The organism is Canibacter zhoujuaniae (assembly GCF_011752005.1).
Taxonomy (GTDB): Bacteria; Actinomycetota; Actinomycetes; order Actinomycetales; family Microbacteriaceae; genus Canibacter; species Canibacter zhoujuaniae.
Window position 1 is genome coordinate 266,284 of sequence record NZ_JAAIJZ010000001.1, and the last position, 14,339, is coordinate 280,622.

At 52.1% G+C, this 14,339-nt stretch carries 13 protein-coding genes and 2 tRNA genes; 9 read left to right on the plus strand and 6 right to left on the minus strand.

Translation table 11 applies throughout. The annotated features are described in order from the left end of the window. Positions 1 to 41: 41 nt before the first annotated feature. The gene (gene orn / locus HCR00_RS01235) at positions 42 to 716 is read right to left on the minus strand and encodes an oligoribonuclease (protein WP_166984928.1); all 675 of its coding nucleotides are present in this window, start codon (positions 714 to 716) and stop codon (positions 42 to 44) included. 72 nt (positions 717 to 788) lie between these two features. Between orn and def the strand changes: the two genes are divergently transcribed. After that, positions 789 to 1,355, plus strand: a complete 567-nt coding sequence (gene def / locus HCR00_RS01240; protein ID WP_166984926.1) for a peptide deformylase — start codon at positions 789 to 791, stop codon at positions 1,353 to 1,355. On the opposite strand, the gene HCR00_RS01245 is transcribed toward def, so the two are convergent. Together HCR00_RS01245 and HCR00_RS01250 are read right to left on the minus strand one after the other, a co-directional pair. Further along, positions 1,352 to 2,674: an MFS transporter gene (locus HCR00_RS01245; RefSeq protein ID WP_167142085.1), complete on the minus strand. Its 1,323-nt coding sequence runs from the start codon at positions 2,672 to 2,674 to the stop codon at positions 1,352 to 1,354. The two genes, def and HCR00_RS01245, sit on opposite strands and share 4 nt — an antisense overlap. Positions 2,675 to 2,713: 39 nt before the next feature. Continuing rightward, a tRNA-Arg gene (locus HCR00_RS01250) sits at positions 2,714 to 2,786 on the minus strand. 100 nt (positions 2,787 to 2,886) lie between these two features. Here HCR00_RS01250 and HCR00_RS01255 point away from each other — a divergent pair. The 7 genes from HCR00_RS01255 to HCR00_RS01285 all read left to right on the plus strand — a co-directional run bounded on the left by HCR00_RS01255 (position 2,887) and on the right by HCR00_RS01285 (position 8,643). Further along, a complete protein-coding gene (locus HCR00_RS01255; protein ID WP_166984922.1) occupies positions 2,887 to 3,117 on the plus strand; it encodes a DUF6704 family protein in 231 nt (76 codons plus the stop codon). A gap of 6 nt (positions 3,118 to 3,123) precedes the next feature. Further along, entirely contained in the window at positions 3,124 to 3,900 is a 777-nt protein-coding gene (trpC, locus tag HCR00_RS01260) for an indole-3-glycerol phosphate synthase TrpC (protein ID WP_166984920.1), read from the plus strand. A gap of 70 nt (positions 3,901 to 3,970) precedes the next feature. Continuing rightward, a complete protein-coding gene (gene trpB / locus HCR00_RS01265; protein WP_166984918.1) occupies positions 3,971 to 5,203 on the plus strand; it encodes a tryptophan synthase subunit beta in 1,233 nt (410 codons plus the stop codon). Next, a complete protein-coding gene (trpA, locus tag HCR00_RS01270) occupies positions 5,200 to 5,994 on the plus strand; it encodes a tryptophan synthase subunit alpha (protein ID WP_167142088.1) in 795 nt (264 codons plus the stop codon). Before trpB (HCR00_RS01265) ends, trpA begins: the two co-directional genes overlap by 4 nt. A gap of 68 nt (positions 5,995 to 6,062) precedes the next feature. Further along, positions 6,063 to 7,025, plus strand: coding sequence for a prolipoprotein diacylglyceryl transferase (gene lgt, locus HCR00_RS01275; protein ID WP_167142091.1), 963 nt, complete (start codon positions 6,063 to 6,065; stop codon positions 7,023 to 7,025). 11 nt (positions 7,026 to 7,036) lie between these two features. Then, positions 7,037 to 8,506, plus strand: a complete 1,470-nt coding sequence (gene pyk / locus HCR00_RS01280) for a pyruvate kinase (RefSeq protein ID WP_167142094.1) — start codon at positions 7,037 to 7,039, stop codon at positions 8,504 to 8,506. 55 nt (positions 8,507 to 8,561) lie between these two features. Then, a tRNA-Leu gene (locus HCR00_RS01285) sits at positions 8,562 to 8,643 on the plus strand. Between the two features lie 81 nt (positions 8,644 to 8,724). Here the strand turns inward: HCR00_RS01285 and HCR00_RS01290 are convergent. From HCR00_RS01290 to trpB (HCR00_RS01300), 3 genes are all read right to left on the minus strand, one after another. Next, positions 8,725 to 11,574, minus strand: a complete 2,850-nt coding sequence (locus HCR00_RS01290; RefSeq protein WP_167142097.1) for a hypothetical protein — start codon at positions 11,572 to 11,574, stop codon at positions 8,725 to 8,727. A gap of 32 nt (positions 11,575 to 11,606) precedes the next feature. Further along, positions 11,607 to 12,008, minus strand: coding sequence for an iron chaperone (locus HCR00_RS01295; RefSeq protein WP_243854488.1), 402 nt, complete (start codon positions 12,006 to 12,008; stop codon positions 11,607 to 11,609). A gap of 187 nt (positions 12,009 to 12,195) precedes the next feature. Continuing rightward, entirely contained in the window at positions 12,196 to 13,401 is a 1,206-nt protein-coding gene (gene trpB, locus HCR00_RS01300) for a tryptophan synthase subunit beta (RefSeq protein ID WP_167142100.1), read from the minus strand. Positions 13,402 to 13,486: 85 nt separating this feature from the next. Between trpB (HCR00_RS01300) and HCR00_RS01305 the strand changes: the two genes are divergently transcribed. Continuing rightward, positions 13,487 to 14,335, plus strand: a complete 849-nt coding sequence (locus HCR00_RS01305) for an aldo/keto reductase (protein ID WP_167142103.1) — start codon at positions 13,487 to 13,489, stop codon at positions 14,333 to 14,335. Positions 14,336 to 14,339 lie beyond the last annotated feature (4 nt).

Consider the following 14,339-nt stretch of genomic DNA (forward strand, 5'->3'; position numbering starts at 1 on the left):
AACTATGCCAGCATAGCGCAACTAAATCTCTTGTTCCAAGTTTAGGCAGTTTCGGCGTGCCGCGTGTCTTGCAGCGAGACTCCTGAGTCTTCTAACAACTCTTTAAACGCTTTTTGAGTGTGCAGCTGCGCTTCTTTCAACTGCGCAGTGTCGGCGTCGATACCACTATTTTGGAAGATCACACGACGGAAGTATGCAAGCTCCTGGATAGATTCAGCAATATCAGCAAGCGCACGATGCCCGCCAAACTTTGGTGGTGAATAGTCGAAAGCTGTGGGAAACCAGCGTCTTGCTAACTCTTTAACGGTTGATACATCTATGCTGCGGTAGTGCAGTAGTGCATCAAAATTCGGCAGATATGTGCTGATAAAACGACGATCCATTCCGATAGTGTTGCCCGCCACCAGTGGCCGCCTGTTACCGCTTACGTATTTCTTCAAATATGCAATGACCTCAGCCTCAGCGTCTGCAAGCGTTTTTCCGCTCGGTATTGACTCAAGCAGCCCTGATTTTGTGTGCATGTCACGCACAAATTCGTTCATATTTTCAAGCGCTGCTGCGCCTGGATTAATCACAACTTCGAGCCCGGGAGCCACCGGCTGTAGGTCAAAATCGGTGATGATCAGTGCAATTTCGACAAGTGCGTCTTTGCTGACGTCTAAGCCTGTCATCTCGCAGTCGATCCAGACTATTTTGTCTGAGGGGTAATTTGTCATTATTTGTCTCTAACGTAATAGGGGAGAGTAAGGGGGTATCTACTCATCTTACTGAGCGATTATTCTTGAGGTATGGCTATTCTTCCAATAACAATTTGTGGTGAACCGGTTTTGCACACCCCCGCAAGCCCTGTGACAGAGTTCGATGCGGCGCTACGCAAACTTGTTGACGACATGTATGAGACGACCGTTGCAGCCCCGGGAGTTGGGCTCGCAGCTCCCCAAGTTGGAATTGGAAAGCGTATTTTCGTGTGGGATTATGCCGACCAAGATGTCGCACCAGCGCAGGGGGTTGCGATCAATCCCGTGCTGCTAATTTCACCCCCGCAGCCTGGGGATCCCGATCAAGAGCTTGAGGTTGAGGGTTGCCTGTCGTTCCCGGGTGAGCGGTTTGCGCTGCGTCGAGCCGAGCGTGCTCTGCTCACCGCGCAGGACATTGACGGCAGAGAGTTTCAAATAGATGCAACCGGATGGTTTGCGCGCATCATGCAGCACGAATACGACCACCTGAACGGCTATCTCTATATCGACCGGCTCGGAGATTTTGACTACCGCGAAGCAATGCGAATCAAGCGTAAACGCAAGTGGGGCAAACCAGGGCTGACCTGGCTTCCGGGGCAGGATAATCTCGAAGGCTAATCTTCTTCCGATTTTTCTTGCGGATCAAAACCGGCAATCGGGATCGATCCCGTTGTCTCCGGTAGTTCAACGATTGAGATAGCGCCGGTTGCAGGAGCAATATCTGGGCTAACTGTTGGCAGCACTTCAGAGCTCTGCTTGGTGTGAAGTCGCAGCGGTTCCGGGCTAAATACCCAAACCGTGCAGGTTATTAGCATCATCAGAGCACAGGCCCAGAACGCGGCGAGCGGGCTCACTCCGTCCAGTAGCGCGCCGACGGCAACAGGGCCGATCACCACCCCAAGGTCTGTCACCATAGAAAGGCTCGCTATCAGTTTCGCTGAACCGCGCTTACCTGCAACGTCAGCTACTGTTGCGTTGATTCCCGGGTTGGCGAGTGCGCCCGCCATACCGATAATGGCGACCACGATAATCATCAAGATAATCTCTGTGCTGAAGGGGAGCAGTAGCAGTGCCACAGCGCTGACGAGTGTTCCAATAATAATTAGCGGCCTGCGGCCGAGCCGGTCGTTCAACCTGCCCGCAGGCACGACGAGTAGCGCATTTCCGGCCGCATAGGCGGCCATAGCCCAACCAGCGGCGGCCGGATCCTTCGAAATATACGATGCGATAAACAGCGGCAGGATGGCCATACGCATACCCCAGACAATGCCGTTTGAAAAACCGCCGATGAGTGAACCTCGAAAGCTTTGAAAGCGCAACCCCTCGCCAAGCGTCATCGCGGAATTTTTTGCGGCGCGGCTATCAGGTTTGCGCCCAACGCGGCTGTTGCGCAAGAGCACGGCAATCAGTGCCGCTGTAAGAGCCAATATGACGCCGTAGACAATAAACGGTGCGCGCATACCAAAGGGAACCAGCAGCGCGCCAAGCAGCGGGCCAATGATGTTACCCGACAGAAAAGCTGCGGCGTTTAAGCTGACAATCTGTGCGCGGGCGGTTGCTGGGGCGAGCCCAAAAAGCATGACACTACTGGCTACCGAGAATGTCACTGAGCCTATGCCTCCGAGTGCGCGCCACACCAGCAGCTCTGTCATGCTTGCAGCGTATGCGCAGAAAATTGTTGTGACAGTCACTATAGAGAGGCCGACTAGCAGACCCGGCAGCCCACCAAATCGTGTAGTGAAGAAGCTTGCGAGTGGTCCAGCAACAAAACGCATTGCCGCAAAGACACTGACCACAAGCCCGGCAACAGCAAAGCTAACCCCAAAAGAGTTTGCGAGCAGCGGCATGACCGGAGCTACGATGCCGTAACCCAAGGCGATCATGAAGGAGCCGCCGAGTAGAACCCACGCTTCTTTTGGAAACTTTGTGCGCTTCATCAACAGAGGCCGTTCTCAATAGTTTCGCATGCACACACGCGCCCCCAGCTGGATTCGAACCAGCGACCAACAGATTAGAAGGCTGTTGCTCTATCCACTGAGCTATGGAGGCTCGAGGCTATCTTAGCCTATTGCCAGGTGTGTCTGCTCTCACGCGGGGCCACAGTATTAGATAAGATTGGGGGAGTTCGAGTATTACTTCGGAGGATTCCTTGAATAACCCAATTAATGATCCAGGTCACGGTGATTCACCAGCAGCGTGGACTGCAGTGATAATAATTCTGCTTGCTTTTGTTGCCGGCGCTTTTTTCTTCTTTTTCGATAAGCCGGTTGCTGTGTTTATCTGTGCAGGCGTAGCAGCTTTCGGTTTGCTCTTGGGCTTCATACTGTCAAAGGCGGGCTACGGAGTAAACGGCCCGAAGTACACGCCAAAGGGTCATTAATCTCCCGTGCTTAGTGACTTATACGCGGGTGCTCTTGAAGACGCTAAAGCCCGTGAGGCAGCAACCACCATTAGTGAGCTAGAAGCAGCGATTGCAGCGAGCCCGCAACCGCTGGACGTGCTTAGCGCTCTCGCGCCAGACGAAACTATTAAGGTCATTGCTGAAGTGAAGCGCGCTTCTCCGTCGAAGGGGGAGCTGGCTGATATTCGCGACCCGCAGTCGCTAGCGCAACAGTATGAAGCTGGCGGGGCGGCAGCGATATCGGTGCTGACAGAGAGTCGCAAATTTAAAGGCTCGCTTGCAGATCTTGCCGAGGTGAAGCGTGGGGTATCGATTCCGGTGCTCCGCAAAGACTTTATCGCTACCGAGTTTCAGCTTCTTGAGGCGCGGGCAGCTGGGGCGGATATGGCCCTGCTCATCGTTGCTGGCTTAGAGCAGCCTTTGCTGCAGAGGCTTTATGACTTCTCGATGCAGCTCGGAATCACCCCGCTGGTCGAAACTCACTCTGCTGAAGAGGTTGCACGAGCGGTAGACATTGGTGCTGAGATCATTGGCGTGAACGCCCGCAATCTTTCAACCTTTGAGCTCGACCGTGATCTATTTGCCTCAGTCGCTGATCATATTCCTTCCGGGGTTATTCGTGTTGCTGAATCAGCTGTAGCCTCGGTTGCAGATGTCGCGCACTACCGGGCAGGTGGTGCTGACGTTGTGCTGGTTGGCGAGGCTCTTGTGCGCGACGGTGATCCTGCAGCAGCTGTAGCCGCATTTTCAGCGGTAGCCTAGATAGACTTGGTAAATTAATGTAGTTCGCGCGACAGCGCGACGTCCATCACTTTAAAGTCTGGAGTTTTTCGTGTCATTGAGCACAGCATCTGGTCCGTTCTTTGGTGAATATGGCGGGCGTTATATGCCTGAATCATTAATTGCGGCGATCGATGATCTGAGCAGACAGCATGAGATCGCGCTTAATGACAAAGACTTCCAAGCTGAGCTAGCTGAGCTACTGACACACTATGCGGGGCGCCCATCTGAGCTAACGGAGGTGCCACGTTTTGCTGCAGCTGCGCGTGAAAAGCTTGGTTTAAGCGGCAAAGGGCCGCGTTTTTTTCTGAAGCGCGAAGATCTCAACCACACCGGCTCGCACAAAATCAATAACGTGCTCGGTCAGGCGCTGCTGACCAAACGGCTCGGGAAAACTCGTGTAATTGCTGAAACAGGCGCCGGCCAACACGGTGTTGCTACCGCCACAGCCGCGGCTCTTTTAGGCCTTGATTGCACAATATACATGGGTGGTCTCGACACTGAACGGCAGGCTCTGAACGTCGCTAGAATGCGTCTTTTGGGTGCTGAGGTTGTTGCGGTTAATTCTGGGAGTCGCACACTTAAAGACGCTATTAACGACGCGTTTCGTGATTGGGTGGCCACGGTTGAAACCACAAACTATATTTTCGGGACGGCCGCCGGCCCCCACCCCTTCCCAACATTGGTGCGTGATTTTCAAAAAATTATTGGGGAAGAAGCACGAGAACAAATGATTTCGCGCACCGGCGCCCTGCCGAACGCAGTTGTTGCCTGCATCGGTGGTGGATCCAACGCAATCGGAATGTTTAATGCTTTCCTTGACGATGCTGAGGTCGCTATTTACGGAGTTGAGGCAGCGGGTAAGGGGCTAGATACCACCGAAACCGCGGCATCTATCGAACGTGGGCGGCCGGGTGTTTTGCACGGTGCGCAGACTTACATCCTGCAAGACGAAGACGGTCAAACAATCGAGTCACACTCAATATCAGCCGGTCTAGACTATCCGGGCGTTGGCCCGCAGCACGCGTGGCTCAATGATATTGGGCGAGTGAGCTACATCGGTGCAACCGACGACGAAGCGATGCAAGCACTCCGCATGCTCACTCGCTGCGAGGGTATTATCCCGGCGATTGAGTCGGCGCACGCGCTTGCAGGAGCGATTGAAGTTTCACGCGATATGGACGAATCAGAAACTATCGTTATCTGCCTCTCAGGCCGTGGCGACAAAGATATGCATACCGCAGCTAAATATTTCAACTTGATTGACGAAGGAGCCGAGGGATGAGCCGGGTAACCGCTGCAATCGAGGCTGCACAAGCTGCCGGTCGCGCTGCTTTGGTGGGGTATCTGCCGCTTGGCTTCCCCGATATTGAAACAAGCGTTGCAGCTGCAGTTACTTTGGTTGAGTCTGGCGCCGATATTATTGAGCTTGGGCCGCCCTATTCTGACCCGGTTATGGACGGTGCAGTCATCCAAGAAGCAACAACTATTGCTTTGCAAAACGGCTTCCGTGTGCGTGATATTTTTCCTGCGATTAAAGCAATTTCAGAGCGGGTGGCAGCACCAATTCTTGTTATGAGCTACTGGAACCTGATTCTGCAGTATGGGGTGGATCGCTTTGCTGCAGATTTGCGGGATGCGGGTGGCGCGGGGCTGATTACCCCAGATATCACTCCTGAGTTCGCTGGTGAATGGATCGCTGCTGCAGAGAAATACGATCTTGATCGAGTGTTTCTTGCGGCACAGACCTCGACCGATGAGCGGCTACAGTTGATCGCTGAAAACAGTCGCGGTTTTGTTTACGCGGTTTCAACGATGGGCATTACCGGAGCCCGTGAAGAGCTGGATGCCGCTGCTGAAAGTTTGGTGCAGCGCTTACGTGCCGCAGGTGCAAAACACGTGTGTGTCGGCATCGGAATCACAAATGCTGCGCATGTGAAAGCTGTTGCTGGTTACGCAGACGGCGCGATCGTTGGCACCGCACTCGTAAAAGCACTGCGTGACGGTGGGATAGATAGGCTCAGTTCTGTTGCGGCAGAATTAGCAACAGGAACCAAGCGTTTGCATAACTCGTAAACTAACACAGTGTAATGCAGACGAACTAAGTTAAAAGTAGCCTCGTAAGATACCGAAAAAGGCAAGAGATGCACAGTTTTTATATTCCAAGCCCAGATATTAACGCGTTTAATCTTGGGCCGTTGCAGATTAAATTTTATTCAGTCACTATGCTGCTTGCCATCGTAGTCGCGACTGTATACACCGCGCGGCGCTTAACGAAGCGTGGCGGTCATGAAGATGCGATGTTTTACTTCCTGGTCTCCGCAGTTTTTTTCGGTATCGTCGGGGCTCGCCTGTATCACGTCATCACCCACTGGGATGAGTTCTTTTATGAGGGCGCCAATCCTTTAGAGGTGTTTGCCATCTGGAACGGCGGAATCGCTATCTTCGGCGCGCTGCTTGGTGGTGCACTCGGTGTTTTTCTTGCATCACGCCTGACCGGTGTCAGGTTTTGGTCACTGGCAGATGCTTTAGTTCCCGGGCTGCTTTTGGCGCAAGCTATTGGCCGTATCGGTAACTATTTCAATCAAGAACTTTTCGGATCACCAACCACCCTCCCTTGGGGTCTTGAGATTGATCCGGGCAATCCTGCTCTGCCGGTTGGTGCACCTGCCGGTGTCTATTTCCATCCGGTGTTTTTGTATGAGATCCTCTGGAACCTGCTCGGCTTAGCCGTGCTGCTGACGCTCGAAAAGAAACTGCAGCCGCGGTGGGGTAAATTCTTTGGCATGTACCTGATCTGGTATGGCCTGGGGCGCATGGCGCTTGAAGGAATTCGCTTGGATCCGTCATACGAGTTTTTTGGTCTGCGCACCAACGGATTAACGGCGCTAGCAGCTATCTTGCTGGGTGTTTTGATTATCTTTATCCAATCACGCCGCCACACAGGCAGGGAAATTAGTGTCTACAGGGATGGTGCTGACCGACCCGGAAAATCAACCCTGAAAGACACCGCCGATGGTGAAAAATATCACCACATTCTTAACCATCCAGAGGTTTCTAATGTCAGTGCACATGAAACCATGGATTCGATGAATCAGAAAGTTTAGGCTTAAAAATTATGCGTCACGCAAAAATTGTTGCTACTTGGGGGCCGGCGGTTGCCAGCTTTGAAAACACGCTGGAGCTTATTACTGCTGGAGTGAACGTTGCTCGTTTAAACATGTCGCACGGCACCCATCTTGTGCATGAAGGGATCTACCGGAATATTCGCAGAGCCGAACAGCAGGTTGGCAGGCCTGTTGCGGTGCTCGCAGATTTGCAGGGCCCGAAGATTCGACTCGGGAAGTTTGACGGTGGGCCCTACGAACTCGAGGTCGGTGATCCTTTCGCGATCACAACTCGTGACGTAGTTGGAACGCGTGAGCTTGTCGGAACAACGCACAAGGGTCTGCCGGGAGATGTGCGCGTTGGGGATCCGCTCCTAATCGACGATGGCAAAGTTGTTTTGCGTGCTACTGAAGTGACAGACGACACCGTGCACGCTGTGGTTGAGGTGCCCGGCGCGGTGAGCAATAACAAGGGAATCAACCTGCCCGGTGTTGCTGTTAATGTGCCAGCACTGTCTGAAAAAGACGAGGAAGATCTGCGGTTTGCACTAAAACTTGGCGCTGACTACATCGCACTCTCTTTTGTGCGCAATGCTGCAGACATCAAGCGTGTGCACGAAATTATGGCGGAAGAGGGTATTCACCGTCCGGTAATTGCAAAGATCGAGAAGCCACAAGCGGTCACAAATCTCGAGGAGATTATTCAAGCCTTTGACGGCATTATGGTTGCCCGCGGGGATCTTGGTGTTGAACTACCGCTCGAAGAGGTGCCGCTGGTGCAGATGGATGCGATTCAGCTTGCCCGACAGAATGCGAAACCTGTTATTGTTGCAACGCAGGTGTTCGAGTCGATGATAGAAAACCCACGCCCGACACGGGCGGAAGCATCTGACTGCGCAAACGCAATCATTAACGGTGCTGACGCTGTGATGCTCTCTGGCGAAACTAGCGTAGGTGCGCATCCTGTGCAGGCTGTGTCGATTATGGCGAAGGTTATCGAAGCGACTGAGGAGAAAGCGCTCGGGCGCATCGAACCTATTGCGACTAAACCGCGCACGCAAGGCGGTGCACTGACGCTTGCTGCGGGAGAGGTTGCTGACTTCGTTGGAGCGAAGTTTGTTTGTGTGTTTACGGAGTCGGGGGATACCGTGCGCCGTATGTCACGCCTGCGCGGATCCGTGCCAATTTTTGGTTTCACTCCATCACTAGATATTGTGCGTCGTATGCAGCTTACCTGGGGTGCGAAGAGCTATCAGGAGCCGCGTGTTAGCACCACTGATGAGATGTTTGAGCAGGTCGATAATGTCTTACTCGGCGACGGCTCCGCACAGGTGGGGGATCTCTGCATAGTCATTTGTGGCACACCTCCGGGAATAATTGGCACCACTAACACTATGCGTATTCATCGCATAGGCGAGGCGACTGGTCGTCTGCCTGAAGCTGGGCCGCGGAAACACGTGTTGGAGGCTGCAAGTCAGTAAAGTTTGCGCTATGCTGGAGCAGGCAGACTGTTTGGCCTATGCTTCAGCAGCGCCAGCCGGAATGGCGGAATTGGTAGACGCACCGCACTCAAAATGCGGCGCCGCAAGGTGTGTGGGTTCGAGTCCCACTTCCGGCACTATTAGGACTACCTTTGTGATACAAATCACGATGGTAGTCCTTAATCGTTTTTGGATAAAAGCGTACCATCTGTGTCAGTTCACTCATCCAGATTAACCACTGCCTTGAAACAATCAAGGTTAGAACGTGAATGAAGAACGACCACAGCCTGTTTCCCAGCTTTTTCGAGAGCGCAGGCTAGCGATTCAAGCTCAGCACGTTCTGCTGCAGGGGTGAGTTTCTTCAAAGTCTCGTCTAGCAGAATAAGTTGGCTTGTCCCTTCGTGCAGGACCGATCGGGCAAGCGCGACACCGCTCAAACCTGATTCTTCAGACGCAAACGGGTCTATATCAGGCACAATAGCTACTTCGCCCTCAGGACGCTGACGATATAAAGCATCAAGTATGACAGATTTCCCTACGCCAGTTGACCCAATCAGCGCGACCATCGGATATTTCTTATCAAGAGCGTCCTCGAGTCGTTTCAGGTCAGCGGGTCTAACTGTTGGAACCGCACGAGACGACTGAACCTCTTCAAGCATTCTGATACGCTCTGCAGTCAAACTAACTACACCAACTTCCTGCAGCGTTTCCACCGTGGATTGAATACCAGAAGATAGTGTCACAGCAAAGTAGATTACGGCAGCGGAAGTAACTAACGAATTTGAATTACCGTACAACAGCACTAGTATCACGGCAGAAATATTCAACAAGAACACTAGTAGCTGAATCAGTCCTGTACGGAGCGCGTAAGCGTTAGCTAGCTGAACAGAAGTTCTGACATATGCTGCTTCTGAACTAGCATAGGCATCCTCCCCGGCCCGACGGAGCCCGGCACTCACGGGTAGAGTGTGCATACCCGCCTGTGCGCCAACTGCTCCGATGAATTCTCCTCGACTATTTGCGGTCGCTGTTGAAGCAGGAAGAATCCATTTTGAACCTTGACGCATAGCAAGAACCGCTAGGGGAGCAACCGCTAGCACAACAATAATAAACAGTGGGGCGCCAGCAACTGCACCGCCAATGAGCATAACGGTCTGTACGATTACCAGGAAGACTGCGCCTAGGGCGCTAGGTACTGACATTTGGAGATCAGAAAAGTCCTCACCAATTCGTCCCACAACCGAACCACTTGTCCGAGGACTAGCGAAACGGTCAATCCTTTGCACAACCCTGCTGTGCAGGCTGCTTAACCTCGCAATAGGGGCTCGGTAGAGCGAGCCAAAGAACAGCACAGATCCGATTAGTGCTGCCAGCGCGCACGCAGCTGAAACAGTAGCGAGCAGAGTAGATAACTCGTCAGATTGAGCAAGTGTTAAGGCAAAAGCGACTTCGGAACCTGCCAGCAGCAGAGCGCCAACTAAAACCCAAACCACGTGAGGGCCAAACAACAGCCTCACTGATCTACGGAAAGTTGCCTGCTTCGGCTGCGGATCTGGAAGATCCACTGTCTCATTTGTATCCGCAGAACCAGCTTCTACTGCTCCCACAGCTCTCGGAACGCCACCCTCTAGCCCCTTATTTTTTTGTTCTCCACTGTCGGAAGTAAACAAGTTAGGAACGTATTCTTCGGAGCTAGTTAAAAGCGTACACGCGGGCACAAGCTCCAGAATTTTTTTGGCGACGATTTCACGCGTAAACGGGTCGAGAGCTGTGAACGTGTCGTCTAGCACCAACCATTCTGGTTCGTCCACCAAGACCAGAGCGATAGCTGCGCGGTGTCTTTCGCCAGAAGATAGAGTCTTTGCATCTACCCAGAACCGTTCTATCGCGTCTTTTTTCACCCCCATGTCTAAAGCAAAATTCGTAAACCGGGATATTTCTTCATTCGATGCAGAATTTTGCCACGCTAGCAACACTGTCTGGGGCATTTCCGGGTTGCTAGGTACGAAAGCTGCATCGCTGCCGGTTGCGGATTTGCGTAAAGCATCAGCGCGATCAGAAGCAGAATCAAGCACCTCTACACCTTTCGAAGGAGGTGACACTAGATTCTGACTATCAGCGGTAGTTTCCAGAGTCTTCTCTAGCCTGTCAAGTTCGTGCATCATCGGCTTAGCCAAGCGAATAACCCGATAATTAACAATGTTGTTCTGCACTGCCGCGTACAGGTAACGGGCCGCCAAAATAATTCCAATGCCGAAGCTTGCGGCAGGGAAAAGCCACGCACCGAGAATAGCAACAAGAGCAAGCACGGTGGTCAAGGCTCCCTGCTCGAGGAATCCATTCAAAACCTGTAACCGTACGCGCTTTTTCAGGAGCTGCTCTTCGGATTTTCTGATGCTTAAAACCTTGCCCAGGGCGCCAGTCCAACTGGGGATAGCACGCCCGCGGGGTAACGAATCAACTAGCCGTTGAATCCAGCGTCTACGCTCTCCCTCCAAAGATACATACTGCTCCCACAGGTTTCCAACCAGCTTCACGAGTTTGACACTAATGAAAACTAATCCAGCAATAAGTAATGCAGCAACCGCACCGCCTGCACCATACAGCGCGAGTGAAATAGCGAGGAAAGCAACAATCTGAACCGTTGAAACAGTAAAGTCAACAACATATGCAAACTGACTGATCTGCGCCGGGTACGTTAGTACATGCTCGTGTGCTTGCTTAGGAGGATTTGAACGCTTAAAAATTTCGCTAAACCGCCGATAAGTCAGTTGGCGCACTGCTAACGTCAGAAGACTCTCCTGACGTTCTTTCACCCAATCCCCAAAACTTTCAGCTAGAAACCCTAAAACAAGCAACCAGATAACACTGACTGGAGTGACAGAATCCGATGACACTCTACCGATGCTCATCGTGATAGCTAGAGAACCTGCAACGCTCAACAGGCCTGCTGCGAAGACTATGAAACTCGTTCTTGCCGGGGCAAAAACAAAAGCAAACCAACGCAACCGTTTTGGTAAAGTCTTCACGAGTCGCTGATAACGCTCAAACATTGAAATCATATTCATAGCTACTCACCTACATTCAGAAAACTTGGTAACTAACGCCAGAAACCTGTCACTGATTTCTTATCCTCAATATTGAATTCAATTACGCTTCGCAACAGATCATACGGTGGTTCAGCACCCCACGGGATCCGAAATAAGTTTGCCGTATAGGATAATTTCAGTTTCTTCAGTGATTCTTCGCAATACGCGATGCCAGCCTGCTCCGGTGACACCGACAGATGTTTAGAAGCAAAAGACAAACCGATAATGTATGTGTCATGGTCCGTAAACATGGGCTGATTCCACGCGATCCGCGCTTTAAGATTTGGGAATTCGCGGTGAATCCACTGAAGAATCTCTAGCGCCTGTGCTCTGTGCGCGGAAACCTTAATCTTCGCCAAAACAGGGGAGAAGAACTCCTGCAAACTTTCTCCCTGAGACATTTCAACAGTCATAGTTCCAAGTATTACACGGAGAAATGTCGTGATTATTTAGTTTGGCTTGGGATCTCACACGTCAGGTGAGATCCCTGAAAACCACGAAACAGTTGAAGAAGTTCTTTTGATCCAGCTGAACTGTCGTGATTAGTTTTTTGAAAAGGTGTCGACAGCAGTCTGCACTGCTGTGTAATAAACAGTGAGCCTACAGACCGAGTTTTTCGGCAACGTAGTCAATATCTTTATCACCACGACCCGACAGATTCACAATAATAATCTTGTCTTTATCAAGGGTGGCAGCCAGTTTTAGCGCGTAGGCGACGGCGTGACAAGACTCGAGCGCTGGAATGATGCCCTCATATTTACACAGTGCCTTAAACGCTTCGAGTGTCTCAGCGTCACTCGCTGTTTCATAGGTCACACGCCCCTCCTGCTTCAAGAAAGCGTGTTGCGGGCCGACGCCAGGATAGTCGAGACCAGAGGCGATAGAGTGCACCGGAGCGGGGGAGCCCGACTCATCCTGCAACACCAGTGTCTGCATCCCGTGAATCACACCGTCTGTGCCGAAGGTTATAGTCGCGGCGTGCTCACCGACAGTGTTTAAATCTTTACCGGCCGGCTCCACCCCATAAATTGCGACCGACTCATCGTCAAGAAATTCGGTAAACAAACCAAGCGCGTTTGATCCGCCCCCAACTGCGGCAACCAGTGCGTCTGGCAGACGACCCTCGTGCGCAAGAATTTGCTCTTTAGCTTCGCGCCCGACGATCGACTGAAAGTCACGCACCATATTTGGGTACGGATCAGGGCCAACCACCGATCCGATAGCAAACATAGTATCTTCATAGTCGCGCGCAAAAACATCGAAAGCAGAGTCTACTGCCTCTTTCAGCGCACCCCCACCAGCGACATTTTCACCAACTGGCACAACTTTTGCACCCAGCAGCTGCATGCGCACCACATTAGGTCGTTGCTTCGCAACATCGATAGCACCCATATGAATTTCGCACTCGAGCCCAACCAGCGCCGCAGCAGTGGCGAGCGCGACACCGTGCTGGCCGGCACCTGTTTCAGCAATAACCTTCTTTTTGCCCATCCGTTTTGCGAGCAGAGCCTCGCCGATACAGTGGTTGATTTTGTGTGCACCGGTGTGATTAAGATCTTCACGCTTCAAATAAATCTTTGCGCCACCGGCATGTTTCGAAAGTTTCTCAGCAAAATAAAGAGGTGATGGACGACCGACGTATTCGGCGAGTAACCGCTCCCACTCGGCTACGAATTCCGGATCTTTAAGCGCCTCAGCATAGGCCTCCGCAACCTCAGCAATTGGGCGTTCTAACTGCGGCGGCAAGAAGCGCCCACCGTAGTTTCCGAAGTATCCCTGTGCGTCCGATTTCTTAAAACTCACCATGAGTATGAGTATATTCCTGCACAGCACGGGAGTGAGGCGTGCGACACCCAGGATAATGCAAGCAGTTGCCTGATAAATTGACGCTATGAGTATCAATAATCCAGTTTCCCTTGCAAACGGCAACACTATTCCAAACGTGGGGTTTGGAACCTTTCAAACACCCCCTGACGAAACGAAGATAGCCGTTGCTGAGGCGATTAAAGCTGGTTACCGCCATATTGATACCGCAGCAATTTACGGTAATGAGGCTGGTGTGGGTGAAGCGGTGCGTGAGAGCGGCGTTGGGCGAGGCGAATTTTTTATCACCACAAAAGTTTGGAACACCGAGCGCGGCTTTGAAAAAACTCTCGCTGCAGCTGAAGGCTCACTCGAGAAGCTAGGTCTTGATTATGTCGACCTGCTGCTTGTGCACTGGCCAGCAAACTACCTGCAGTTTGGTTCGGAAGCAAAAGCATTAAATGCTGACACGTGGCGGGCATTCGAGCACCTTTACGAGCAGGGCAGAGCAAAAGCTATCGGAGTTTCAAACTTTATGGCGCACCACCTAGAGGCGCTTGAAGAAACCGCAAAAGTGCGGCCGATGGTGAATCAGATTGAGGTGCACCCGGGTTGGTATCAAGCAAACGCCATAAAATGGTGCCAAGATCACGATATTGTGGTGGAGGCTTGGAGCCCGCTCGGGCAGCAGGCCGTGCTAGCGCATCCGGTGCTCCAGGAGATTGCAGACCGTCACGGTAAAGAAACTGCGCAGGTTAGCTTACGTTGGGCACTGCAACACGGGCTTATTCCACTGCCGAAGTCGGTGACTCCCGCTCGCATTAGGTCAAACACTGAGCTATTTGATTTCGTTCTTTCTGTGGAAGAAATTCAGGCTATCGACAAGCTTGAGAATATTGGCGGACCGTGCCTGCGCCCAGATGATGTTTTGTTTTAGTATT